Source organism: Pseudokordiimonas caeni, assembly GCF_026719705.1.
Taxonomy (GTDB): Bacteria; Pseudomonadota; Alphaproteobacteria; order Sphingomonadales; family Kordiimonadaceae; genus Gimibacter; species Gimibacter caeni.
The window spans coordinates 612982-638419 of record NZ_JAPPRR010000001.1; the positions used below are offsets into that span (position 1 = coordinate 612982).

At 54.7% G+C, this 25438-nt stretch carries 22 protein-coding genes; 13 read left to right on the plus strand and 9 right to left on the minus strand.

What is annotated here, in order from left to right:
* Positions 1–2 precede the first annotated feature (2 nt).
* From OU694_RS02605 to OU694_RS02615, 3 genes are read left to right on the plus strand one after another with little or no spacing between them, the layout of a single operon-like run.
* Complete coding sequence (locus OU694_RS02605) at positions 3–650, plus strand: response regulator transcription factor (protein ID WP_308909452.1); 648 nt, start codon at positions 3–5, stop codon at positions 648–650.
* The gene (locus OU694_RS02610; RefSeq protein ID WP_308909453.1) at positions 647–1036 is read left to right on the plus strand and encodes a response regulator; all 390 of its coding nucleotides are present in this window, start codon (positions 647–649) and stop codon (positions 1034–1036) included. The genes OU694_RS02605 and OU694_RS02610 overlap by 4 nt, the downstream gene beginning before the upstream one ends.
* On the plus strand, positions 1026–1727 hold the full coding sequence (locus OU694_RS02615; RefSeq protein ID WP_373460183.1) for a response regulator transcription factor: 702 nt from the start codon (positions 1026–1028) through the stop codon (positions 1725–1727). The genes OU694_RS02610 and OU694_RS02615 overlap by 11 nt, the downstream gene beginning before the upstream one ends.
* A 48-nt stretch (positions 1728–1775) precedes the next feature.
* Here OU694_RS02615 and OU694_RS02620 read toward each other — a convergent pair whose 3' ends face one another.
* A complete protein-coding gene (locus OU694_RS02620) occupies positions 1776–2987 on the minus strand; it encodes an NAD(P)/FAD-dependent oxidoreductase (protein ID WP_308909455.1) in 1212 nt (403 codons plus the stop codon).
* A 667-nt stretch (positions 2988–3654) separates the two neighbouring features.
* Between OU694_RS02620 and OU694_RS02625 the strand changes: the two genes are divergently transcribed.
* Positions 3655–3981: a hypothetical protein gene (locus OU694_RS02625; protein WP_308909456.1), complete on the plus strand. Its 327-nt coding sequence runs from the start codon at positions 3655–3657 to the stop codon at positions 3979–3981.
* A gap of 563 nt (positions 3982–4544) precedes the next feature.
* On the opposite strand, the gene OU694_RS02630 is transcribed toward OU694_RS02625, so the two are convergent.
* Both OU694_RS02630 and OU694_RS02635 read right to left on the minus strand, forming a co-directional pair.
* Positions 4545–5264: an RES family NAD+ phosphorylase gene (locus OU694_RS02630; protein ID WP_308909457.1), complete on the minus strand. Its 720-nt coding sequence runs from the start codon at positions 5262–5264 to the stop codon at positions 4545–4547.
* Positions 5236–5622, minus strand: a complete 387-nt coding sequence (locus tag OU694_RS02635) for an MbcA/ParS/Xre antitoxin family protein (RefSeq protein ID WP_308909458.1) — start codon at positions 5620–5622, stop codon at positions 5236–5238. Before OU694_RS02635 ends, OU694_RS02630 begins: the two co-directional genes overlap by 29 nt.
* Positions 5623–6734: 1112 nt before the next feature.
* On the opposite strand from OU694_RS02635, the gene OU694_RS02640 reads away from it, so the two are divergent.
* Genes OU694_RS02640 through OU694_RS02650 form a run of 3 tightly spaced genes read left to right on the plus strand, consistent with a single transcriptional unit; the run spans position 6735 to position 10351 of the window.
* Positions 6735–8348, plus strand: a complete 1614-nt coding sequence (locus OU694_RS02640; RefSeq protein ID WP_308909459.1) for a TnsB C-terminal domain-containing protein — start codon at positions 6735–6737, stop codon at positions 8346–8348.
* Positions 8349–8352: 4 nt separating this feature from the next.
* Positions 8353–9288, plus strand: a complete 936-nt coding sequence (locus tag OU694_RS02645) for a TniB family NTP-binding protein (RefSeq protein WP_308909460.1) — start codon at positions 8353–8355, stop codon at positions 9286–9288.
* Positions 9266–10351: a TniQ family protein gene (locus OU694_RS02650; RefSeq protein ID WP_308909461.1), complete on the plus strand. Its 1086-nt coding sequence runs from the start codon at positions 9266–9268 to the stop codon at positions 10349–10351. The genes OU694_RS02645 and OU694_RS02650 overlap by 23 nt, the downstream gene beginning before the upstream one ends.
* Here the strand turns inward: OU694_RS02650 and OU694_RS02655 are convergent.
* Positions 10263–11327 carry a tyrosine-type recombinase/integrase gene (locus tag OU694_RS02655; protein WP_308909462.1) on the minus strand — a complete coding sequence of 355 codons (1065 nt, stop codon included), beginning with the start codon at positions 11325–11327 and terminating at the stop codon, positions 10263–10265. The two genes, OU694_RS02650 and OU694_RS02655, sit on opposite strands and share 89 nt — an antisense overlap.
* Positions 11328–11427: 100 nt before the next feature.
* Between OU694_RS02655 and OU694_RS02660 the strand changes: the two genes are divergently transcribed.
* A complete protein-coding gene (locus tag OU694_RS02660) occupies positions 11428–11775 on the plus strand; it encodes a hypothetical protein (protein ID WP_308909463.1) in 348 nt (115 codons plus the stop codon).
* 167 nt (positions 11776–11942) lie between these two features.
* Here the strand turns inward: OU694_RS02660 and OU694_RS02665 are convergent, their stop codons facing one another.
* Positions 11943–12878: an SIR2 family NAD-dependent protein deacylase gene (locus OU694_RS02665; RefSeq protein WP_308909464.1), complete on the minus strand. Its 936-nt coding sequence runs from the start codon at positions 12876–12878 to the stop codon at positions 11943–11945.
* 30 nt (positions 12879–12908) lie between these two features.
* Here OU694_RS02665 and OU694_RS02670 point away from each other — a divergent pair, with 30 nt between their 5' ends.
* The 5 genes from OU694_RS02670 (at position 12909) to OU694_RS02690 (ending at position 21679) form a co-directional block, all read left to right on the plus strand.
* Positions 12909–16400, plus strand: a complete 3492-nt coding sequence (locus tag OU694_RS02670; RefSeq protein WP_308909465.1) for an AAA domain-containing protein — start codon at positions 12909–12911, stop codon at positions 16398–16400.
* Positions 16397–18145, plus strand: a complete 1749-nt coding sequence (locus tag OU694_RS02675) for a phospholipase D-like domain-containing protein (protein ID WP_308909466.1) — start codon at positions 16397–16399, stop codon at positions 18143–18145. The genes OU694_RS02670 and OU694_RS02675 overlap by 4 nt, the downstream gene beginning before the upstream one ends.
* Before the next feature lie 489 nt (positions 18146–18634).
* The gene (locus OU694_RS02680; RefSeq protein ID WP_308909467.1) at positions 18635–19057 is read left to right on the plus strand and encodes a hypothetical protein; all 423 of its coding nucleotides are present in this window, start codon (positions 18635–18637) and stop codon (positions 19055–19057) included.
* A gap of 160 nt (positions 19058–19217) precedes the next feature.
* Positions 19218–20663 carry an ATP-binding protein gene (locus tag OU694_RS02685; RefSeq protein ID WP_308909468.1) on the plus strand — a complete coding sequence of 482 codons (1446 nt, stop codon included), beginning with the start codon at positions 19218–19220 and terminating at the stop codon, positions 20661–20663.
* Entirely contained in the window at positions 20660–21679 is a 1020-nt protein-coding gene (locus OU694_RS02690; protein WP_308909469.1) for an O-methyltransferase, read from the plus strand. The genes OU694_RS02685 and OU694_RS02690 overlap by 4 nt, the downstream gene beginning before the upstream one ends.
* Here OU694_RS02690 and OU694_RS02695 read toward each other — a convergent pair.
* The 4 genes from OU694_RS02695 to OU694_RS02710 form a co-directional block, all read right to left on the minus strand.
* Entirely contained in the window at positions 21676–22101 is a 426-nt protein-coding gene (locus OU694_RS02695) for a very short patch repair endonuclease (RefSeq protein ID WP_308909470.1), read from the minus strand. The genes OU694_RS02690 and OU694_RS02695 overlap by 4 nt on opposite strands.
* A 34-nt stretch (positions 22102–22135) precedes the next feature.
* Positions 22136–23878, minus strand: coding sequence for an ATP-binding protein (locus tag OU694_RS02700; RefSeq protein ID WP_308909471.1), 1743 nt, complete (start codon positions 23876–23878; stop codon positions 22136–22138).
* A gap of 47 nt (positions 23879–23925) precedes the next feature.
* Complete coding sequence (locus OU694_RS02705; protein ID WP_308909472.1) at positions 23926–25059, minus strand: DNA cytosine methyltransferase; 1134 nt, start codon at positions 25057–25059, stop codon at positions 23926–23928.
* Positions 25060–25156: 97 nt separating this feature from the next.
* Positions 25157–25381 carry a DUF6471 domain-containing protein gene (locus tag OU694_RS02710; RefSeq protein ID WP_308909473.1) on the minus strand — a complete coding sequence of 75 codons (225 nt, stop codon included), beginning with the start codon at positions 25379–25381 and terminating at the stop codon, positions 25157–25159.
* Positions 25382–25438: the final 57 nt, after the last annotated feature.

Sequence of the window (25438 nt, forward strand, 5' to 3'; positions counted from 1 at the left end):
GTATGACGACTGGGAACTATATCGTCTTCATCGTTGATGACGATGCGCGTGTAAGGGAAGCACTTGGCGAGCTTTTGGCCGCACACGGCATCAAGGCAAGGGTTTTTGCATCCGCGGGCGAATATATAACTGCCGAGAAACCTGATATGCCCGCCTGCCTTATTCTCGACGTCGAGCTTCCAGACATCAATGGTCTCGACCTGCAGGGACAGATTGCCGAAGGCGATCATCCGCCCATCGTCTTTCTGACCGGGCACGGCGACATTCCGTCCTCCGTCCGTGCGATAAAGCACGGGGCAGTGGACTTCCTTACCAAACCTTGCGATGTGGACGCCCTTTTGGCCGCGATCGGTGTAGCTGTCGCGCGGGACAAAGAGGGCCGATTGCAGCGTGCAGAACTTGGTGTCCTGAAAGAGCGCTACCATGGCCTGACGCCGCGTGAACGTGAGGTTTTGCCGCTTGTTGTGAGCGGCCTTCTGAACAAGCAGGCGGCGGCCGAGCTCGGCATCAGCGAAGTGACGCTACAGATCCACAGAAGGAATGTGATGCATAAAATGGCGGCGGCGTCGCTCGCCGATCTTGTGCGAATTGCGGGGCAACTGGACATTCCGGTCACCCATTCTCGCATGCAGGCGGGAGGTGATCTGTGAGAAAGGAAAGGCCTGTTGTTGCGATTGTTGACGACGATCCGCGGCTGCTTGAATCAGTGGAGGATCTCCTGGAGTCCGCGGGCTATGCACCGCGTCGATTCTCGTCGGCAGAAGCACTTCTCATGAACGGCCTCTCCAATCTTGATGTGCTGATCACCGATGTTGGCATGCCGGGAATGAACGGCTTTGAGCTGCGCGACCATGTCCAGAATGCCCGCCCCGAACTGCCGGTATTCCTGATCACCGGCCGGCATGAAATAGCCGATCAGGACCGCGCGGCCGGGATACGCGGCTTTTTTCGCAAACCTTTCGATGCCCAGGCTTTGCTCGTGGCCGTCGGCGAAGCCTTGAATGATCCAGAGATGGAGGATGACAGTGAGACTTGATCAGCCGCAAGGGCGGAGACCGGCGCCGCTTTCAACGTCGTACACGCGTGAGGAGAGGCAACCAACCGTTATCATTGTCGATGACGATGCGTCGGTTCGGGAGGCCATGTCCGAACTGATCCTGTCGGTCGGGTTTCAGTCGGTATCCTTTGCTTCCACGCGGGAATTGCTGGAGGCAGAGGTCATGGACTATCCCGGCTGCCTGATCCTGGACGTGCGCATGCCGGGAACAAGTGGTCTCGACCTTCAGCAGTATCTGGTGACAAGCGGTAATCCTAAGCCCATAATTTTCCTGACGGCGCACGGCGATGTGCCGATGACTGTCCAGGCTATGAAGGCGGGGGCTGTAGATTTTCTGACCAAACCGGTCAGGGGTCAAACGCTGATCGACGCTGTGAATGCGGCGATTGCCCTCGATGCAGAACGGCGCGCCGAGACGGCCATCGTCGACCGCAATGTCGAGCGGTTGGAGACGCTGACGCCACGTGAGCGAGAGGTGCTGCATGAAGTGGCACGCGGGCGGGTCAACAAGCAAATTGCTTTCGATCTGGGGATCAGCGAAGTGACCGTGAAACTTCACCGCAGCAATGTGATGCGCAAGATGGAAGCCTTGTCGATCGGGGACCTGATCCGGGCGTGGGAGACGCTGCCCCAGGCGTTGCGGGAAATGCCCGTCCGTTCCGGGCACTGACAAGGTTATTCGGGGCACGCGAGCGTGTCGCATGCCCCGCAGATATGTTCAGAGATCGGTGACGCGTTCCGGATCGGCCGAGGCAAGGGCGGTTGCACGGTCGGCCTTGGGCGGATAGATCCATACCGTATTGATCTCCTGCTTGGTCTTTTTGGCCACGTCGCCCACCATTTCCACCGTCCGTTCCCAGCCACGTGTGAACACTGCCCCTGCACCGCCGAGGTCAAGGCATGTCACATAGGCTTTCTGGTGGTAGGGGATTGTGGGTACCCCCAGCAGTTCGGCCGCCGCGTTGTTGCCGGCAAAGGCGCCCATGCGTGTGGCATGCTGGCAGGACATCAAGGCAAGGGTGCCGTCATCGTCGCACACCGCTTTGGCGGCGTCACCCGTGGCGAACACATCGCTGACCCCCGTGACACGCAGGTCCCTATCCACCGGCAGGCGTCCAAAATTGTCGCGTTCCACCGGGATTTGCGCGGTCAGGGGTGCCGCGCGCATGCCAGCAGCCCAAATGACGGTGGCACTTTCGATATGCTCGCCGGTGCTGAGTGTCACGCCGGACTTGTCGAGGGCCGTAACCCCGACGCCGAGGCGGGTTTCAATCCTGAGCTTGTCGAGCGCTTCTTCGATGACCGGGCGCGGGCCGGGTCCCATGTCGGGAGCGATGGAATCGTTCCGTTCGACGATTATGACGCGGATTGCAGTATCTTCACCGAGGATGGCGTGCAGGCGGGCGGGCATCTCTGTTGCAGCCTCAATACCGGTGAACCCACCACCAACCACAACAACAGTGTTGCGGGCTGTTGTTGCCGGTTGTGCGGCGAGGCGGTGGAGGTGTCGGTCGAGGGCAATCGCTTCATCCAGCTGGTCGACGCTGAAGCCGTGTTCGGCAAGGCCCGGGATATCAGGGCGGAACAGGCGGCTGCCGGTGGCTATCACCAGCCGGTCGTAGTCGGCCATGAATCGTGCGCCGTCAGCGCTGATCACGGTTACGGTTCGTTCCGATGTATCGATGGCCTCTACACTGCCTTGCAGATAGATCACGCCGATCACATCCAGAAGCTCACCTAGGGGGGCTGCCAACGTTTCGGGCTTCGGTTCGTAAAGCCGCGGGCGGACAACCAGTTGTGGCTCGGGTGCGATCAATATGATCTCAAGGTCATTGGGTGAATTGCCCTGCGCATCGCGCAGGCGGGCAGCCGAAAGCGCTGCATACATGCCGGCGAAGCCGGCGCCGATGATGAGAAGTTGCTGTCGCATGGTTTTCGCTCCATTCACAGATGAGAGGTCTGGCGGGGCGCTGGCGCCTGCCATCATGTCGTTGACCCCGTTCGGGGGATCAGTCTGAGCATGCGCGCTGTGAGATGGGGGCGGTATTATGCCGATGGTTAGGTTGTGACCGCTGATTGTCAGGTCGGTCCGGCTGGTGGCAGGGGGAGGGCGGGGTGACCGCAGATCGCGCCCCCGAAGTGCAGGCCAGGCGATACCTGAGTATAGCCTTCTCCATCCCCGCACCTATATGGAACCAACGGTTGTCCTATATCGCGCCCCGCACATTGCCTTCATTCTGTGAATGTCAGGTGCGGCTGCCATTGGCTGCCTCCCCCTTGAAGCCCCTCGCCGGCGGTTCGTGCCTGACCCCTTGGCTATCGACTGCCCCGTCATGATAGCGAGCCTGACTACCCGGTGCTGTGTCTCCCCTTGGCACAGCACCGGGTGTTTTTTATGCACGCCGTCATCGCAAGCGTGTGCGTGTGAGAGAAACTCGTGACGCAATATGTGCAGATATCTGCCTATGCTGTTGTTCAAGTATTGGCGGGTGTGTCGGGGTTGGTGACGTCGTTTCCTGTCGCTACCATGAATAAGCGTTATGGTACAAAGCTTGCTTCTCTGGTTGCATTGTCAGGCAAGATGGAGGAGTGTTTCCATGACAACAATCGGCAGTCAACCTTTTGATATTGCAGCTTTTCAGGCCCGCGGCATCCAGGTCTCAAACAAGCCCCTTCCGGAAGAAACGATCAAGCTATTCACGCCCGACCCGGCAACGAATGCCGGTGTAGGCGGGGCAGGGGACATCAAACTCGACAAATTTAAGCAGGCGGTGAAGGACTATACCGAGCCTGATCCTGAAGAAGAGGAATTACGTCGCGGCCGGGCCTATGATGACGCCGACCTGAATGCACGAGCCAAAACGCACTTTGAGGCACAGGTGCAGGGGCAGGGCTATGCCGTCGCTGCCGCCTCAAAGGCCTAAGTCTGAAAAATATCCATGAGTTCGGGTTTGAAAGCCTAACGGCTGGAAGCGTCACGGCATCTTTCTGGCGTGAAACAGGTGCGGCGGGGATGTGCCTACCATAATTGGCCAGCTCCGTCGGTCACTCCTGATATCTCGCTTCGCGAACATTTTCGGGGAAGCACGTCAGAAGAATCAAGCTTTGAAGCGACCAACTTTAAGGCAGCGCGTAGGGGGATTTGGGGGTGAAAATTCCTGAAAATCTGTGCGCCAAATTTGCGCCAATAGCATGTAACTGATTGATATCAATAAGGATCTTGTGCTGGCATAGGGCGTCGATGATTTTAAATCCGGGGCCGTTCCGTGCCCGAAAAATGTCCGTCTTCAGAACATTTGGCACATGTTGCGGCGTCATTTATTCGAATTCGGGTATCGTTCTTGTATTGACGTTAGTTGGCGCAGTTGCGGTGTTACAAGCACCGATGCCTGCGCATTGAACGAGTGCTCTGCCATTCGCGTAGCTGGTATCGAAATACAGAGGCTGGGGTCATCCACATCCATCACGTCAGTGGACATCCATACGCTCACATCGACCTGAGGCGTGTCCCGCGGCCAAATCGGAAGCTCCGATTATCCGGAAACGCAGAGGTGGCAACGAGATCGCCGCTTTCGTATCGGAAATGCCAGGTCATTTCGACCCTCGGGCTACCGCAAAAGCAGCGAGGGTGCAGCACCGCCAGATTCCGGCCCTTGCCGTCGCGCTGGCGGGAGGATTCGTATCTGATCGCTTCCGCATTGGCGACCCGGGCCGCGTCCGCAAGAGCGTGGCAGTCCTTATAATCTTCAGAAATCCACTTATCGCGATCCGCAAGGAATGGCTCGGCCGTCAGGTCGATCAGGCGGTCGAACGCCACTTCCACGGTGAAGCTCGTGTGCTCACTCTGTCCCGACGGCAGTTCGACGCCGGGAGACCGTGAAAAGAAGTCGAGGCGCCACCAGGCGATCTCGGCCAGGACCGTTTCTTCATGCTCCGCCCCATAGAAGATACCGGGCCGCTCGTCGGCGCGCCGGAAACGGCTTTCTTTCGGATATCCGTAGCGAAAGCAGGCGGCGAGAAGGAAGTGCAGCCCTTCGGTCTCCGGCGGCAGGTCGGGCTTTACCTCTTCGATCAGGTCTTCGAGCCTGCCCTGATCTTCCGGATCGGCCAGCCTGTTGGTGGAAATTCTGTGCTGGCCTTCCACGATGCGCCAGATGCGCCCGCGGTAGCGGTGAAACTCAGACGCGAGCCCGGTAGGCGTCCACATAGTCACATGCTGTCATCAGGCCCTTGATCTTCACGATCAGATCGATCGGTCGGGCCTTGAGGTCGAGATTTTCCGTCATCAGCCAGCTGCGGGCAGCCCGGTCGTCACTGCCGACAATCGCATCGAGACCACGGAACAGGCGAGCTAGATACTGAGCCAGCTCAAACTCCTTGCTGCCCGGCTCAAGCTCTTTCAGACCGTTGCGAAGCCGGCTGACAGTAGCAGGCGACAGGCCCAGAATCTCCCCGAGCTTCGCGTTGGAAAGATTCCATAGGTCTGCGATCCTGTTGACAGCTTTCGTCAGAATTCGGGCGTCATTTGAACGCTGGACATGGTCTATAGCGGCAGATTGAGGCATTTGCGGCTCCCGTTCACATGAGCATACTAATATATTATCGATCAAATGAACAGGTCAACTTGACGCTGTGCTATGATGGGTATGACCTTCAGCATGTTGCTGGTTCCTGAGCCCCAACAAAGAAACTCCTTCAGACTCGCATGGACCAAGGATGGGGCGGGCTTTCCGGGAGAACGCTCCAGTCTGGTGGTGCGCATGATGGACCACTACCACACAAAAAAAGGCTTTGTGTGGTAGTGGTCCCGGTATCCACCTGACAAGTCGATCAATATGGTCGCGAGGGTTGGGGGGGCCGATGATACAGCTGCCGATCAAGATACGGCTTGGCCCTGATCGCTTATCAGGGCATTATTTCGATATGGGACGCTGAGGGGGTAATGCTCAGGGTCATACTGCTGACAGGGCGAGTGAAATGATTAAAACGTCGCTAGCGCAATTAAATCTGGAGATCGAAAAGCGTCGGGCAGCCTCAGGCATCGATTTTGATCGGGATTACCGAAATAGTGGCCTCCGTCGATCCGAACGCAAGAGGATCATCCTGCAGGATCTGGCCCTCCGATTTCCGGGTTCGGCGATCAAGAGCAACTTCATTCCCGGTCCGCCGAAATTCTGATCGGCGTCGATTTTCAGCGAGCATCTGCAGTCATCGGTCCCTTCGCAGGAGCGTCTTCCCCCGATTTTCGGCGAGATTCGACGACGCTAGCGCCAATTCCGTCGTGAAAAGCAGAAACGCTCCGACTGTCTTGATGGTCTTCCTTGGCGAGCCAGAGGCATATATTATCGACAACCAAGCTGTGTCAGCGCGTCCTGAATTCGCTATATTTCAATACATTATTTTTGAAGTATATGCGAAATGTTGTTTATAATTATATTAGTGCAAATCGTTTTTTTGAAATGTTGCATAAATGAAAAAAGTTGCAATATCATGCAAAATTATGAAAACAGCCATTCTTGGCTCGGTGAGTCGAAATTTTGTATTTTGCGAAAGCATTTTGCTGCGCATGTAAGTGACTATATTCTATGATAAATTATTTTTATATTTTATTGTTGACAGTTTGAATTGATCATTTTGCCTCGCTTTTACAGTCTATGGACAGCGAGAGGAGGCGGCAATGGCCAGCAAGCGTACCCCCAAAGATCCATCATGGTTGCAGGAGCGGGTGGCGCTTATTCGGGAGCTGGCACTCAACCCCCAGCACACCCGTCAAGACATCGCGCGTGTAGCCGCGCGGCTTGACCTCACCCCGCGCAGCATCCGCCGACTGGTCTCGAAATGGCGCAACATGCCAACAAGTGACAGTGTCGATCCGTCTGCATCACGGCGGGGCCCCCGGGCCACGCGGCTCCGGGCCGAAGTGGAGGTGATCCTTGAGGCAACGATTCAGGACTATTTCTTGGGGACAAAGGAGTGGCGATCGATCAAGGCGCTTCATGCGCACATCGAAGAGCGATGCCTTGCTCAGGATTTGACAGCGCCAAGTCCCAGCACGGTCAAGCGGCGAGTGGAGGCCCTGTCCAAAATGCGCCTGGCGAAGGCCCGGAAGATCAAAGGGGAGGATCGAGACTATCAGGCGACGCCGCATCACCATGAAGTCCCTTGGCCCTTGGACGAGATCCAGGTCGATCATACGCCGATGGATGTCTTGCTTGATTTGGAGGCCTTCGGTCTCGGCAAGAAGAGACCCTGGTTGACCCTCGCTATCGACGTCGCCACCCGCATGGTGTTTGGTTATTATATCGGGCTCAAAGCTCCGACGGCACGCACCACCGGGTTGGCGCTGATGATGGGCATGCTTCCCAAAAGGCCCTGGGTCGAGGCGTGCGGGGTCGCCTGGCAAGCCGCCGAGCAGGCGGCTGGCACCGATCCATGGCCCCTGACCGGGGTGCCGCGTGTTCTTGCCACCGATAACGGAAGCGACTTCAGGAGCAGCGCGGCACGCTCCGCCTGTAACCGGTTCGGGATCCGTCAGCGTTTCCGCAAGGTTGGCAGGCCACACGAAGGCGGTCATATCGAGCGCCTGATCGGCACCTTCATGACCGCCGTTCATGAACTCCCCGGGACCACGGACTCCAATCCGCAGGCGAGGGGAGATTATGACAGCGAGGCGCACGCCTTCCTGACCCTCGAGGATCTTGAATGCTGGTTGGTGTTGCGCATCCTCGAGTATCACCTGACCCCGCACAAAGGCCTCGATGGTCTTACGCCGCTCCAGAAATATGCCGAGCTCGAGGCGGTGCGGCCCCGGTGCTATCCCATGACAGTGGACGAGATCGACATCCGGTCGGCCTTTTTGCCCACAGAAAATCGGCGGGTCCGAAATCAGGGGATACGTTTGCTCAATCGCTACTATTATAGCCCGGCACTGTCGGACCTCGTGGGCCGCCGGGTCGCGATCAAATATCATCCGGCGCGGATCGATCGGCTTTACGTCTGCCTTGACGGATTGAAGCCGGTGTTCGAGGCGCTCCCGATCGGCAAGGTGGGCCGTTGCCAGCACCGGGACGCCCTCGTCGATCGCCTGCCGACCGTCGCGGTCGCCGCAGAAACCAAGCGCCAGGCGGCGGTGGCGCGCCGCTTGCTCGTTCAGCGTGACCAGCTGATCGATCAGGCGCGTCGCAGCAGGCGGACACGCCCACCGGCCATCGCTCCAGCCCCGACGGCATCGCTGCGTCACCAGGTGGGGCGGCCGCTGCCAAGCCAGCCGGATAAGTCACCGAGAGGATAGCGTCATGGTGCATCTGGTTGGTCCCGAAGACACACCCAATCCGTCGTCAGAAAGGGAGCATCTGATCTCGGCGGCCGTCCGTCAACTCGTCGATGCCCCTCTTAAGAAACGGTACGACTTCATCCATAAGCGACACTGGTATAACTTTGACTATGCAGCGGCCTTGATTGAGCGGATCGATACGGTCCGCCGGTACGCTGCCATGTCCCAATCATCGATCGGTTTGCGTGTCGTGGCACCGAGTGGTATGGCCAAGACGGCCATCCTTGAGCATTATTGCGACAGCCGCCGCCCCTATCAGGATCGCAGCGCCAAGGTCACTATTACTCCTGTTCTGATGATCGAGCTGATGCCAACGCGCATGGGTGGGGGTGATCTGGTTGGCGCCGCATACGAGAAACTGGAGGCAGGTTACAAGCGAGGGACAATCACCCAGGAAATGGGGCGGCTCGCCAAAATCCTGCGCGACATGGGTCTCCAGCTGTTGCTCATCGACGAAGGCGATACCCTTAAGGATATGCGAGAAGGCGCAATGGTCGATGTGCTCAGTCAGGCGAAGTGGCTGACCAATCGCCTGAAAATACCGGCAATCTTCTCGCTCACGCCGCCAGCGGCGGGCTTTTTCACACGTGACACACAGATCGATCGGCGGTTCATGCCCTATCATATTCCGCCCTGGAGTCTCAGCGATGCCTTCGCCAAGGCGGTGAGTACGGTCATGGCTTATATGCCCTTTCCCGATCCCCCCGAGGATTCCATCTTCGAAGACGCAGGGCTGCGCTTCCTGCTGGCGGCGTCCCGTCAGGAGACGTCCAGCATGATCCGCCTGATCAAATTTGGCGCCACCATCGCCCTGGAGGCAGGTGAACCCCGTCTGACCCTTGAGGCCCTGAAGGCGGCGTCGGAGGTATGGGGCTATGGCGATCCGGGACCTCTATAAGCCCCTGCCGGTCCACCCCTGGCCCGAAGCCGACGAACGGGTGACCAGTTGGTTGTCCCGTCTGGGGGATATCTATGGCTTTACAGACGTGAAACAGTTTCTCTGCAATCCGGCGCTCGATCTCCATTCCATGATCGCGGGGAGGGATCTCGATCGTGGCCTGCCCCGCGAGCTGGAGTTTCGGCTGGGGCGTCTTGTCGGCCTGCCATCCAGGATGCTTCGAGGTCTGGCCCTGTTCGGGGAGGGGTGGCTGGCACCGGCATGCCGAACGGCGGCCTGTCCGCTCTGCTGGCTCGAGGATCTGATGCACCAGCGGCCCCCTCATTGGCGCCGGGCTTGGGCGTCCGGAACCGCCTGGTGCTGCGTGCGACACCGGTTCCCCTTGATCGACATGCCGGCGGTGCCGGCGAGTGAGGCGGCCTGCCGACAGCTCCTTGAGCCGATGTTGTTCAAAAGCGCCGTGGCGGCGCCGGCGCTGACGGCGCCCGTCACCGTCCTGGTGCGCCTGGAGCTGTTGCTGGCGCGTTGCATGCCGCCCGGCGGTGAGGCGGTCCTCCTGCAGTTGCTCGACCTGGTGTGTGGCAGTTTGTGGCGGGCGTCGAGCGATGAGCATCATCTCTGGCGGCTTCGGCTCTATCAGTTCGAGGCGCGCGGGGGACTCTCGTGGGACATGATGTTTGGCGATCCGGAATGGGTCGATGCGCCGGAATCTCTCAGGCGCGGGAACCGGGGAGGTGCCTATCTGCGGGTCCCGTCGGTCGGTCATCGCCGCCAGATCGTCTATATGCTGCTGGATCTTCTGGCCTGGCGGCGGCGCCGGGGCACGCGGGCGCTCGCGCCCATGACGGCGGACGTCCGGCGGTCGTTCGAGGCGGTGGCCGGGGACGCCAGACGGGGTGCCATTGTGGACCGGCTCTCCGATCTGGCAGCGGCCGTCATGGCCAGGGACTATGACCATATGCTGCCCTGGCCGGTCATCCCGGCGGCCCTTGAAACAGACGATGGGTCAGCGCTTGACGACCCCGTCCCCGCATATAGGTCACGGCCTGGGCGGCGCTCTTGAGGCGGGTCTGTTCCATCAGCGCATGCAGGCCGACCCCGAGGTCGGCGGCGGCGCTGGCCAGCCCGGCCCGCAGGCTGTGGCCGCTATAGGCGGCCGGGTCATGCCCGAGCCGATCGGCGGCCCCCTTGACGATGCGGCCGATCGCCTGGGGCTGCAGCGGCTGGTAGCGATGGCTGCCGCTCCTGTGGATCTGGCAGAACAGGGGGCCGGGGCGGTCGCCGCGTTCGCGGATCCAGCGGCGGGTGGCGTTGACCGGGCAGGCGCCGGGGTCGGGGTGGCGGCTGATCCGGAGGCGGGCGCCGTGACCCGTAGGGTCGCCCTTGGCGCCGCGGATGGTCAGGGTCAGGCCCTCCCGGGTGAAGGCGACGTCCTCGAGGCGGAGGCGCGCCACCTCGGCGCGGCGCAGGGCGCCGGCGAAGCCGAGCAGGAGGATCGCATGGTCGCGCCGCTCGATCCGGCTGTCGCCATAATGGGCGCTGAGGCTGCCCAGGTCGTCGAGGGTGAGGGGAGTGGCCTGGCGGGCCGGGGCCAGACCTTTTTCGCGGGCGGCGCCGCGGAGGACGAGGCGGATCGCTTCGTGACGGGTGTCGAGGGGCACCCCGGCGAGCCGGTGGGCGACGCTGATCGCGGCGAGGCGGGACCGGAGGGTGGTCGGTCGCACCTTGAGGGACAGGGTGGCGAGATAGAGCGCCACGGTACCGGGATCGCCGGAGAGGGCGGGTACGCCGACGCCCCGGCACCAGGTGTCATACTGCTGCCAGCCGGTCTTGTAGGCGCGGCGGGTATTGTCGGCGCGCGCCATGCGGGCCAGGGCGGCGGCCCGCGCATAGACCGCATCGAGGTCGCGCTTGAGGGCGTCGCGGACGGGCAGCCAGCCGAGCAGTTGCGCGGCGGCGTCGGTCGCCCCGAAGTCGGTGGGGCCAGGGGCGCCCCCGGGGGCGGTCGGGACGGCATCGGATGGGGACGGAACGGGCATGGCGCACTCCTGTCGGTCTGCCCGCCCAGTCTAGCAGGTCTGGACGGCGCGCGACAGGGCGGCGCCGGGAGATGGAGGAGGTGGCGATGAGGAGGTGGCGATGTTCAATCCGCGCATGATCGACCGGCCGATCGCGGTCGGACCGTACCGGGTGGTGCGGTCGCTGTCGGTGGCGCACTTGCAGGCGGGTAATCCGGCCCGGCTGGTGGACCGGCGCGCCCTGGCGGCACGCCTCGCAGCCTACCGGCGGGGGCAGGGCCTCCTCGGGGAGATCGCGGCCTGGGCGGCGACCCCGGGCCTGGAGGTGGCGCCGGCGCTGGTGCAGCAGGCGATCGTGGCGGGGCGGCGCTATGGTGAAGCCGGGGATGCGGCGCTCGGGGCGTTGCTCTGGCAGGCGGCGGCGCTCATGCTGGTCGCCGCCGGGGTCGATCATCCAAACGACCTCTAGGCCGGGGCGAGAAGCGTCCCGAGAGGCGCCGGAAAAGCGTGGAAGCGCGCGGTTTTGGGCGGCGAAAACCGCCGGTTTCGGGGTGAAACGGCCCGGCTGGGGCACGATAAGTGATAGTTATCGGGCACCAGAGTTTGACCACTTGTTCCTAATGTCCTGCGCCATACTTATTGGATTGAGCCGTCCATGCGCAACTTTTCGCGATTCTCATATTTGAGGTTGGTCGGCAGAAAATTAATGTGCGCATCTAGTGCGGCAACGAACGATTCAAATGTGGCATCTATTTGCCTGATATTAAATTTTTGAGCGTACATCATGCGCACTTGCGGATCGTTCCTTGGAAAAACCGCGTACCATGGCACGGTATCGGATTTCTTGCGCATTTGGTACAGCTCGGCACAGATGTCCATGTCCCCAAAAGAGTACCCAATAATTATCACGCAACTGTTTGATATCCTGTCCAAAGAGTAAGACAGCATTTTTCGATAGTCGGCAATCATGGACATGTAGTCAAATTGTGTAAGTACAAGTCCCCCTTTGCCTATTGCCTGATTTGCATGGGAAAGGCTGCCATGCGGTTTATATAGTGACATTCGTCCGGTAACGGGCGCTCGGCCATCACAAATAACATCGACGTGACGCTTCGAATGGGCGTATCCCAGTTCGATTAAGTCGTCGTAATTAGTTGTAAAGATGGTGTTTGGAGCCATGTGTGATAGGGCGCAATGTTGCCACAGTGGCTTCTCGCATGTGAATACCTCTTGTAAGTACTTTGAGAGCAGATTGCGTCCAACCTTGGCTTCAATTATGGCGCCTGCATGTTCCAAAGACATTAGCTTTAGTGAAGCCGGATCGAACGGATCTTCGCCGTGATATTGTTTGAAGCGTGTCCAAAGCAGGTTCCTCAGATCATATGCGCTGGGTAAGAGCTGCCCAGTCATATTCTTGGCGCCGATAGAAGCGCCAGCGCCTAAAAAGCATGCAAAGTCAGTTTTGAAATCAGTCCAATTATCGATCAACTCTTTGAAGTTTGGATCAGAGTGAACCATCTGAGTTTGTCCCAATTTATCTGCTTGTAAGTTGTCTTCGGTAAACCGTAGCATGCAGTATGCACATATGAAAGTGGGTTCAGGATGGCCGTCAAACAGTTTGCTGACCGTTATATTCTCACCAAAAAGATTGGCCGTGGAGACACAAGTCGAGGAATTCCAGACTTGTGGCAATGCCATGATGACGGGGATACCTATTTTGCGAAGCTATGGAAGCGCGGTAAGGCAGAGCAGGGCGATATACTAGCGCTTTGGCATAGAGAAGTGAGGGGCCTGACTAGGCTGCAGGGTTATCCAGGCGCTTCTGAAATATTCGCTCGGTTACACGATTTGGGGACAACGCCAAAGCATTACTATGTGATTATAGCAGCAGGGAATAGAGATCTGCTCTCAACGTATCTCAATAATAGAAGAGGTGTTAGGTGGCTCACTAATCTCTCGGAGGCGACACGTAGACGGCCCTTGTGGGAGGGTCTGCTGCGGGTGGCAGAGGGCCTCTCAATTTTGCATGACGAAGGCACACTTCATAGGGCACTTTCAAGTGATGCAATATTTGTAGGGTCGGATGGGGAATGTGATTTTCGCCTAAGCGGATTCGAGTGGTCGCTGAGGGTGGCGACCAGTGATCCGGCTTCAACTAGAGTTGCAAGAACTCATATAATTAGAGCGCCAGAACTAGAAAATAATGTTGAGGCAGAGTACTCCACAGCAACAGATTGGTTCGATTTTGGGCTGCTTGCTGCAGAAATATTCGGAGTACACGTTAAGAAGCACAGAAGTATTTATTCTGTAAGGTCTTCTGTTAAAGAAATTAACTCATTAAAAAATGATGAGAAAGACATAATAAATAATTTGCTTAGCGGTGATTTAGATACAAGATTATCGCAGGCAGAATCTATTACGTCATCTATAAGAAATATTGTTGTTGGTCTTTCAAGTGTTTCATTGGCGCCAAGTCGGCCTCTTGTTTTAGCGCTTCGTCTAAATGATGACATACAGATATCGGCATTAATAGAACGTGCATCTGGCGGAAAGGCCTCCAAGTCAAGCCCCATAGAATTGCTCAATTGGGTCAGGGAGGACCTCCGTGGTGATCCAAGGATAGTGGCTAGGTCTTATCCTAGCCCACATTATGTCGTGAGGGGCGAGGCGCTCGAATATAAAGTGAGACCATGGTCACTTGGTGGTTCAAGGACATGGGATGTTGGTTTTTGTGACACTATAGAAAAGGCGCCAAGGTCACTTAGTGGGGACGTATTCTTTAGTTTGGGTGAAAGGCGGTTAGTAGTTGAACTTTTCCCATCGGTCAGGGCTTCAATTCAGACATTTCGTGATAGGAGTGCGGCTTGGGATAAGGCATTCCCTCACGCGGTTGAGAAGCGCAGTTTGCCGCCAGAGCTGAAAGTAATTCATGAGTTTTTCTCTGTAACGCAGCAACTTGATACGCTGTTAACTGCGGCACGTATCTGTCCAGTCAGGATTGTAAGCCAAACTAGCGATGGTATCTCTTCGGATGTTGAGGTTACTCCAATTGAGGAGCCCACCAGAAACGATCTTGCGACCCATCTGAAGTTGCTTAAGCCTACAGAATTGCTGCAAGATTGGTTTAGCCTGCTTGATGGTGAGTCCGTTACTGTCGAGGCGGATGATGACACTGTATCGGACAAATATAGCCTCCTGGACCGCCGCACGATTACCAAAGATGCTGGTGACGGTGTAGAGTGGAAGTTTGTCAGAGGTGAACAAACGCCTTTAGGGCCAAGATATATATTTCGTAGCCAAACAACTAACAGTCCAAGTTTAGACCAAACATATTATTTAGCAAAAAACTATAACGGAACTATCGCTCAGATACGGCGTCGTCACAATGTGATAGAGAAATTAAAATCTCATGAGGGATTGCTGAGATTCCTTGCTGATCCGTCGTCTTCTATAAGAACAACATCAGACATCCTGCCCTCTCAGTGTCATGATATTCCACTCGATAGTTCAAAGAAATCTGCATTAAATGATCTTTGGAATACACAGCCTGGATTTGCAGTACAAGGTCCGCCAGGCACAGGGAAAACTACTCTGATTAAGGCGTTCGTTGATCGCTTGTTTGGATCTGATCCAAGCTCTCAAATCCTTATCACTGCACATTCGCATCATACAGTAGATGACGTTTTGGGAAAAGTCTCCACCCTGTTCGTAGACGGAGAGCCCAGCGAAAAACCGGTGATACTTCGTCTCGGTGGAGAAGGGTCAGATAGTTACTCATTGCATGGGATAACCAAGCGTGTCGTCAAGTCATTGGCGGCCAGTCAATTGCTTAGGGGGGCTCCAGAGTTTCTCAAGATGAGAGCTGCAGAAATGGAGCAAGATACCGAGCTATCGGAGCTGAGTACTCGGTCGCTAAGCTTACTAATTCAAGATGCCGCGAACATAACTCTCACCACGCTGAATTCTGCGGACTTAGCTGATCTTGTGGCGCGAAACCGTCGCTTTGATTGGTCCGTGATTGAAGAGGCTGGAAAGGCACATGGGTTTGATATGGCCGCGGCCCTTCAGGAAAGCCACAGGCTATTGCTCATAGGAGATCACTTACAACTTCCGCCATACAACTCGCACACATTCAAAGATCTCTTGTCAGACCCGCTTAGGATAAAAAAAGCGATTCAAACTGGCGAGGAATTCGCCCCCGGCTTGATTGATACTGGGCTCGTTCCAGATAGTGATGAGACCGCTGAATTCGACGAAAGATGTCAGAAGTGGCGCTCGTTGGTGACGCTGTTTGGTGCGCTATTCGAAGCAAGTGGCCTACACAATGGGAGCAGACGACCATATGCGACCTTAACTGATCAGCACCGGATGCATCCTGATATTGCACGCGTTGTAGGTGAGGTATTTTACTCTGACGAAAATGGGGGAACCATTCTTAGCTCTCCAGAAGAAACGATTTCGCGTTTCAAAGACGCACCGCCTTTCAAATTGGCGCCATCATCCTGGATGCCTGAAAACAGAATAGTTTGGTGTGATGTACCCTGGGTGCAGAAAGAAAAGTTTTCCTCTGGTGAGCGCGAGGGTCTCTTCATTGCGCCCGATGAAGCGAAATTGGTTGTTGAAGTGTTGCGGCAGTTTACAGGTCGGGAAAGTCAGAGATGCAGCATCCAAATACTCTCTCCTTATACAGCTCAATTAGAAGAAATTAAGCAACACGTAGTTCGTGCGAGGGACAATGGCTTGTTGGGTAACATGTTCGACGAGCCTTTTTGTCTTCAGGGGGGAAAGAGGATGGGGGCCACAGTGGACGAGTTTCAAGGCAGCGAGGCGGATATCGTCGTCGTCAGTCTCGTGCGTAACAATGGCCTTGTTCCTTGGAAGAGTGTTGGTTTTTTGAAGGAAGCAAGTCGAATGAATGTGTTGCTTAGCAGAGCTAGGCAAAAACTAGTGATAGTAGGAAGCTGGGACTTCTGGGCTTCTCGCTGCAGAGGCGGGGTGCCGATGGAAGGGGAATTTACATACATAGGCAAAATGATGCAGTCGTTTGAACGTGCACTTGAGTCGGGGAAAATGGCAAGGGTGCGTAAGCCATGATCGCAGTATTTGTCCCCATATTCAAATTTCCGGTCAGTTATACAGTTCTGATAGGGAGGCGGTGGAGCATTCTTGAGCACTTGTTGTTAATAAAATTGGCTGCCGAGAAAATGACAGTCAAGCAACTAGCACTTGAAAGTGGAATGCCTACCCGGTTGGTTGTCGAAGCCCTAATAAACCTGATGAGGGCTGGTTGGATTGAAGTCAGGTCACAAGAAGACGGCAACTATTTTACTGCGACAAACGTGGGCATTAGACGCTCGGTTGATGATGAGTTACCCCAAGCTTCACGACATGAAATTCGGTGGACAGCGGTTTGTGTCGAACGTTTGAGTGGCGCGTGGTTTCGTGCCAATGATCTCGACGTTGTACACGAGAAAGATATCCCGGAGGGAGCAGTTGTACTGGAGTCTAGAACACAAACGTTCAACACCCAAGATGCTCGGCTTCGTCCTCTACTCTATTTGAAAAAAGATGAATTTTTGCAGCCGGAAGAACCCAAATTCCAGCCACTTTCTCGTCGCTATGCAAGGGTTTTGGTGTCTGTGGAGGGGAGGACAAATCTTCCGGATGGTGTACCCAAGATTTTAGAGCAAATCATTTATGACGAGGTAAAACCCTTCATAGACGTCGATGACGAGAATTCTACAGACGGTGGATTTTCACAAAGAAGACAAGGGATACAATGCATTATAGATGATGAGGCAATATTGGTTGGAGGGCATGATCATCTAGAGGCAGTAAGGGGGGCACTGGAAGATGCGGGAAAATATATCGCTATCCATTCGTGTTTTCTTCAACCAGATGTCATAGATCTAATAGCTCCATCGCTCGAAGCCGCATCCCGACGCAATGTCAGAATTGATCTTCTTTGGGGGCTTTCAGTTGATCCAGAGGATGTGCAGGCTCGAACTCCGATCGTGCACTTCCAAAAAGCTATCAAGAACCTTAGTGCAAAGGCACAGAAACAAATAACCTTATCAGAGTTATCAACCAATTCTCATTCGAAGATTATTATATACGACAGTCGATCTAGACAGGATTGGATGTCTATTGTTGGTAGCTGCAACTTCCTATCGAGCAGGTACGATCAATTTGAAATTTCGGTCCAGGTACAATCGACTCAATTAGCACAAACGCTGTTAGGAGTTTTACTATCGATTCAGTTGCCGGCATCCGGTGCGTGGCCTGCAGTTTCGCGGCGACTTAATCGATATTGGAATGAGCTTCGCGAGAAAAAAGCGGAGGATGTCTGTGTGGAGAACGCTAACGGACAGATACAGGTCTTGTATGACCACGATCACTATGCATGCTTGAGAGAGGCGAGAGACCAAGCTGTGGATAGAATCTGGATTGGTTGTGACCTTTTTGGCCTTGCTGCCGATACTTCTACGTTAGTGCCAATGGCGGAGGCTTCCAAGTCAGTTCAGTCTGTGTCTCTTTTTTATCAACGCGCAAGTAAAGCGATTAAGGAATTTGGCCTGAGGCCCGAAGATATTTGCACACGAGCCTCAGATAAAATCGACATTCAGCAAATTGCTAGTCTCCATGGGAAATTCATCCTTTGGGATGACGACGATATAGCCATTACCAGCTTTAATTGGATGTCTACCACGGTTGTTGGTGCTCGTGCGAGGGGGGCAGAAATTGGTTTGAGGATCAATCGCGAAAAAATCGCAGAAACACTCAAGCAGAAGCTCTCTTCCATGTTTTGCCTAGGGGAAGAGCGTGCCAATACAGACTAACATAACGGGATAAGCAAATAGTCGCGCATCTAACATAGCTTGAATTGCACGACCAATTCAGCCTCGGATATCTATACGCTCGATCTGGGATGGGGCAGCCGATCCTGACAATCTCTATCTCTGCAATCGTCTCAGAGGGTCTCACGCTGTGTGTCCGGCTGAAATATTTTGCGGGATTGCTATTTTATTGAGCTTCGCCCGTTTTTGTTGAGTTTAGGGTGTCTGCTCGTCGTGTAATTATATTTCTTGATTTTCCAGCCTTCGCCAGGTGTCCCTTTATGAATCTTTCACGGTCCGGCAATTATCGCCAACTGTGACGCAAATGGTCATTCTTAGTGAACACCGACACAGGGGTATTTGGCAAACCGGTCATTCCTCGCCTCGGATTCGCGGGTGTTATACGGTATTATGTAGCAGACACACCTACGCAAAAAGAGACGATCACCCTATGATCGGCCTTACTAGATTAGGACCATCGAGGGGGGCAATATGAGCGTACCGAATTCCGGTTCCAATTTAGATGCTAAATGGGAGTTATCGGACCACGCGGCCCAGCGATCGGCCGAACGCTTTTCAGGCATCGATCCGCTTTCTCTATTGAGAGAAGCAAAAATCGCGAGAAAGTCCCAGCTTGCTCGCATCAAGCGAGATTGCCCGAACGCTGCCAAGCACTATATGCGAGGCTTCAACGGGCGCTATTTCATGGTTTCCCAAAATCGGTATGTCTTCATCGTCGAGCCGCCGAAAACCGTCATCACTTGCTGGGATTGGCATCAATATAAGACGCTCGACTTGAAAGATCTTGATCGCCTAGAGCGCCGCAAGCCGAAGAATGGCAACATTCATCTGAATGAGAGTGAATTCTTTGGATTGCTCAATCTCGCCAGACGCAGCTTCTGTGATCGACAATGATGCATCTAACATCAAGCGTTTATTTCGCGCTCCAGACTCTGCTCGCGCGAGCTTAGTTTTGCTGCAAGTTTAAGTTATGCAATCGGAAACGATCTTCCCGGTGTTGCATTGGCGGGAAACTGTCGTAAAAATAGCATCGACTATCGATTTAGGGGTGATCATGACGGAAGCATTTGAGCAGATTGGGGTTGCGAACGCCTCACCTACAAAAGCCTTTTTTGTCAATATGTTGACACGAGATATCGAGCTTCAAGACGCTATACTCGACCTTCTTGACAACTGCTTGGACGGTATTGTTAGAGGCAGTATTGATGAGACGAAAGATCGTCCCTTCGAAGGCTATTTCGCAAATATCACCATGACAAAGGACCACTTTGTCATTGAAGACAACTGCGGAGGTATTCCATTTGACGTAGGTGAAAAGTCCGCTTTTGCATTAGGACGCCCACCGCGCACTCCGGAAACCCATACATCAGGACGCACAGCCACAATCGGCATGTACGGGATCGGGATGAAGCGCGCTATCTTTAAAATGGGAACAGAGGCGTTAGTTGAATCTCATCACGACACGCCTTTCTATGTCGAGTTCACGTCCGAGTGGATGAGCGATGAAGCCTGGAGCGACCTACCGATGTACAAGCTCCATAGCGACCAGTTCGAAAAAGGTAAGACCCGAATTGAGGTTGTCACCCTGAATCAAGATACCGCTGATGCTTTCTCGAAGTCCACATGGATTGAGGAATTTCGAAATACGGTCCGGAGACATTACGCGCTGATCATCGAAAAAGGGTTTTCAGTCTCAATTTTCTCCAATGACCGCCATTCCGATCCGCACAATCCCCTGTCTCGCCAGGAGTTCAAACTTCTGCATTCCGATAATTCAAGTATGCCCGGCAGGATTGAACCCTTCATATACATTGGGGAAGTGGATGGGGTACGTATAGAGGTTTACGCTGGCCTATATCGCAAGCTCCTGGACGAAGAAGAAGCACAACAGGAAGAAATGACCCGCGGCACGGCTGACGATGCCGGATGGACCGTTGCCTGCAATGACCGCGTGGTCATATGGAAAGACAAGAGTCGCTTAACAGGTTGGGGGGAGACCGGAATTCCAAACTACCACAGCCAGTTCATTGCGATTACCGGTATTGTACTGTTGTATTCGACCGAACCCAAAAAGCTGCCGCTCACGACGACGAAAAGAGGGGTCGATGCGTCGACCAACATATACTCGACCGTCAAGGACCTCATGAAGCGAGCGACGAAACAACTGACATCGTTTACCAACAAGTGGAAGGGCTTCCCCCGGGAAGTCGACTCTATATATGCCGCGAGCGATTACATTAGCCTCAAAGCAATTCGTGCACTCCCTGAGACAGTCAAACTTTCGACGGTTAGAAGCTCGAGCGGCATGAAGATGTATGAGCCTAAATATCCCCTGCCGGAGCAAGAAAAGACGAGTCGACGGGTAAGCTTCGTCGCCTTGAAAACGGACGTGGAGGAACTCGGGAAACAGTACTTCGGCGACCCCACGGCGAAGCCGGGGTTGGTAGGAGAGCAGGCATTTGCAGTAGCTCTCCGTTTGGCACGGGGCGATACTCAATGAGCGGTTCGTCCATCCCTTATCATATTCGGCAACACAAGGCGGTAGATCGCCGCCTATTTCTCGACCTTCTCGCACGTCTGGAGCGTTGGCAGTCACTAAAGGACTATGCCTACATCAGTATGGGTGCATACCCGCTCGAGGATCATAAGCAGGTTTTTAGGCATTTGGGGCTGACCAAGTTGATCTCTTTCGACCTGGACCCCACCATCGTCGCACGGCAACGGTTCAATATCCCCGTCAATTCCTGCCGATGCATTGAACGCGCTTCAGCAGATCTCGTCGACAACCTGGAGGCCGTTCTAGAAGAATGCGAGATTGAAGGCTCCAGTAAGGTGATTGTCTGGCTGGACTACACGGCCCCCAAAGAAATCGGCACACAGTTGCGAGAGTTCGAAGCATTGCTCAATAATTTGGGAGAGGGAGATATTGTCCGCCTTACGTTGAATGCAAACCCGGATTCGTTATTTCCTGCCAAACGGGACAATGGCGAGAATATTCTGACCGAGAAGGTTATTGCTAAGCGGCTCGAAAGGCTGACGGAGAGGATTGGAGACTATCTGCCTTCGTGGGTTGAGGCGCAACACATGACGGAGCAAGACCTACCGCAGGCGCTATCGGAAGCTGTTGGCAAGGCGGCCCTAAATGCTTTCCCGGCGAGTGACCCGAAGACGTTCACACCTCTTTCCATCGTTCGATATGCAGACGGCCAACAGATGCTGACCGTGACAGGTGTAGTTCACCAAAAGGCCGAAGCGGATGCGCTGCTGGCCGCAACTGAATTTTCCGATTGGCCTTTTTATTCAGGCTCTTGGTCCGAGGTCAATCTGTTGCTGGTACCCGCCCTCACACCGAGGGAGCGGCTCTTTTTCGAAAGGGCAGTCCTGACCGACACTCCGGCCAGCATTGCCGCTGAAATAGGCTTTTCCCAAATCGATGAAACTGAGGTAGGTACCTTCTTGGAAAACTACCGGAAATATTGCCGGTTTTACCCGACGCTGCTGACAGCGGAACTCTAGGAACTGCGTTTGCGTACGTCGAGATATCTGAGCAACTGATCCGAGGCAGCCGCTATCGTCTTGACTTCGCACTGCCACAACACGACCACCTTCCAGTCCATCGTCTCCAATTTTTGGTATGTCACTTGATCTCGGGCGACGTTTTTTTCGAATTTTTCGAGCCAAAATTCGGTATTGGTCTTGGGAGTTGTCGTCTTTTTGCATCCAGGGTGTCTGTGCCAAAAGCACCCATTTACGAAAACGACCGTCCTCAATTTCGGGAAAACGAGATCCGGCTTGCCGGGTAGGTCGGCTCTATGCAGCCGAAACCTGAGCCCTAACCGGTGCGCGGCCGATCTGACCATCTTCTCCGGTGCGGTATGCTTCGCCCGCACGGCGCGCATCATGGCGCTGCGCTTTTCTTTTTCGACGTGATCGACCAATCTCCGGAAGCCCTTATTCGCAGCCCCTAGTCTGTCACTTCAGCATAATTTCGATCAATGGGAATACGCGATTTCTGAACGATCTGATCTGCTCGGAATCGCTGATAGTACCGTTCTCATGAGTTAGGCCGTTCAATACCTGCAAATCCTTCATGAAGTGCTGCAGGCTTCTCATAGCCAACCGCCGATCCTGATCCTCGAATGCCTCTGGGTTATTGGAAAGCCACGTCAATGTTTCACGAAATGTGGGGATTTTGTCGTTCTTCTGCTTGGCATCCATCGGAGGTCGAGGCGGAATTTCGCTCGCACGCGCGTTGTCGATCAAGCCCCAGTGTTCCGATAAATGCCGTTGATAAAGTCGCTTCCTGACCAAATAGTCTACAACAACGGTTTCTGCACATGACCGTAGCAACAGTGCCCCCGCATACGGGAACTCATAAATTAGGAGAGATTGGGCCTCATGCACCAAGTCTCTTACCCGCCGGTTTTTGGTGCTTATATGACAGGGAAGCAACAGGGAATAATTGTCCTTCGAATGATCCGGCCGTTTTGGCTTTGACCCTCGCGGCGTACCCGGCTTGCTGCCTGTACCTCCTCCTTGCGGCGGTTTGGGCGTTGCGGGCACCGTAGGCCTAGGAGGTTGCGGAGATGGCGAGCCGGTTGTGGGCTTTTGATCGGTAGGCTCTACGTCCCTGTCATACCGAAACTTGGAGTTTACCGATCGGAAGCCGTCAGAAAATGCCCTGAGCGATGCCGCCAAAACACGTTGGACCTCATGATCCAAGATCAAGTCGGTTTTTTTGCTGTTCCACGGCAATCTCTTGGCATCGGCCGACTCAAGGTAAACCCAACCAAGAAAGCCGTTGTACTCACTGTGCCACTCGGAAGTCCACCCCACTGCGGGCGTTCGAGCGGCAGTAAGAACCATCCTGTCATTACAGACAACGTACCAACCGAACTCTTTGGTGAACTTGGCGTTTTTACGTGCGTTGTGGCCTGGCTCGCCCGAATAACGGTAGTCCTGATGAACCCCAACCTCAATTTTGATGCTTACGCCTTCGTCGGTGCTGAAAGTCTGTCCAGCCATCAAATGCTTGATGTCCCGACGGATTTTAGGGCCGAACTGGGGAACAGGAACATTATTGATGGTGATCGCAAGGCCTTTCGCGATACAAAGACCGAAAGTCTTTGATACCTGTTTGAAGAACTGTTCCCGCCAATGCGAGTTGCTGACGTCCTTCACCGTCGACGGGTGAAGATCGTTTATGCAAATAGTGTTTGCCGGCTTGCCTTTGGACGCAACTTTCCGGGCAGGTACGACCGGCTTTTCTGATCGTAGAACATCGCTCCGATCAACTTGCAGGCTATAAAGTGCGTCGCCATTGTCGCTGACCATCTCAAGCGAGTTGCCGAGTTTCCAAAAAGCTCGAACAAGACCTACGCCATACATTCCGATGCTAAAGTTCTGCTCGTGTCGCGCTCCCAGCTTGAAAGCCCGCTTTGTGAGCAAATCTTCTTCGAGCCCATGGCAGTTGTCTTCAACTGTGATCCCATGCTGATCGACTGTGAGGTCGATGCTGTAGCCACTGTAGGACGTCGGCAGATGGTTTACGCCCGCTGCCACAGACTTGCTTTGAAGGTTTTTCCTGGCTGCGTCGATGGAATTGTCGATCAAGTCGAGAATTGCATCCGTGACAGAGATATCGGCAACAAGTGCGCTGTATATGTAGTCGCGTTCAATGTCGAAATCCACGTCGACAAAGCCGGTGTCCGCCATAATGCCCCCATAATCGCAAAAAGAATCGTTTCACGACTATAGGTATATTATGCAGCTTTCCTCAATGCCAGTCTTGGGGCTACGACTTCTAGGAGAGCCTTCGACACAATCGGGGAGACACTGTTTCCGATCATCCTAAAGCTATGCCATTTCGTCGGATGGAAGACAAACCAATCGGGAAAGCCTTGCAGGCGAGCAGCCTCTCGCACAGTAATCACTCGCCCTTCCGCAGGATGCAGCGGCCTTACAGCCTGAAAGCTGCCTTTGTCCGACCCGGTTCCTGCACGGAGGGTCTTGCATTGTCCCGCCCAGGTGAGACGATAACTCTTGCTCGTTTTGTCCGACGTGCCCGGTGGAGTTGCCAAATATCTGGCTTTAACGCCCTCTGTATGCTCGGTCATTTGCAGGCCCGAAATTTTACCGGCCGACAAATTCTCGATGGCCTTAGCCCAGCCCATTCCTTTGGGGGGCAATGCACGCGCGTATTGGGCGTAGGCCGATAGTTCGAACGGGCTGACTTCCGGCATGGGTGCCCAGAAAAATTTGGTAAGTTTGGAAGTGCCGTCAACCGGCCCGGGCAGATCCGAAATGGCATCGCGCACAGTTACCGGTCGCTCAACTTTCTTTTCCATGAAGTCTGCATGGGTCATCGGCGCTACCCGGTCTGCATCATACCCGACTATAACGACACGCTTTCGGATCGTCGGGGCGCCAAATTCGGAGGCATCGATGATCATGGGGTCCAGGACCGTGTAGTACTTTGCGATGTCCTGTAGCTCGGTCATCAGGCGATCTACGGTGCCCTCGTCCAATAGGCCCTCAACATTTTCCATGATGAAAAACTTCGGGCGCAAGATCGAAATATGGCGGAAATAGTGGCCGATCAGATCGTTTCTGGGATCTTCGGCATCGCGCTTTCCCATGCGACTGAACCCTTGGCAGGGCGGCCCGCCGATGATGCCATCCGGGCGCTCGTCACCAAGAAGTTCATCCCAGTCGCTTTCGGTGATGGCCCCGATATCCCTCAGCAGCGCCTTGGTGGCCGGGAAGTTCATCGCATATGAAGACTGAAGGTCTGGATCAATGTCGATTGCGATCCTGCAGTCAAATCCCGCCAATCTGGCTCCTAGTCCAAATCCGCCACAACCCGAAAAAAGGTCGATAACAAAAGGCTTTACCATATAATGTCCAGTCTATAAGTCGCTGCGCGACTAGATTCTACCATGAGTGAATCTAGAACGCGATCGCAAAAAAAACATCGGCATCTTTTTTGTAAAATCAGTCTCTTAACGTGATATGGTCGCAGCCGATAACATCAAGAACCTGAAGGAAAAAGACGGCGCTGAACGTCCCGCGCGCAATCTTATTGCTTAGATTTTGTGGGCTGTCGTGGACGCCGATCGCAGATAACTTTTCTGAAAGGAGGACATAATTGCAGTTGCGTTTCGCAAGCTCCGCCTTGAGAAGACCCCTTGCATATCCCTTCCACTCCTGATCGTTCATGATGAAACCTTATTGAAATCGATTTTATTTCATCATATACGATGATTATTCATTGAC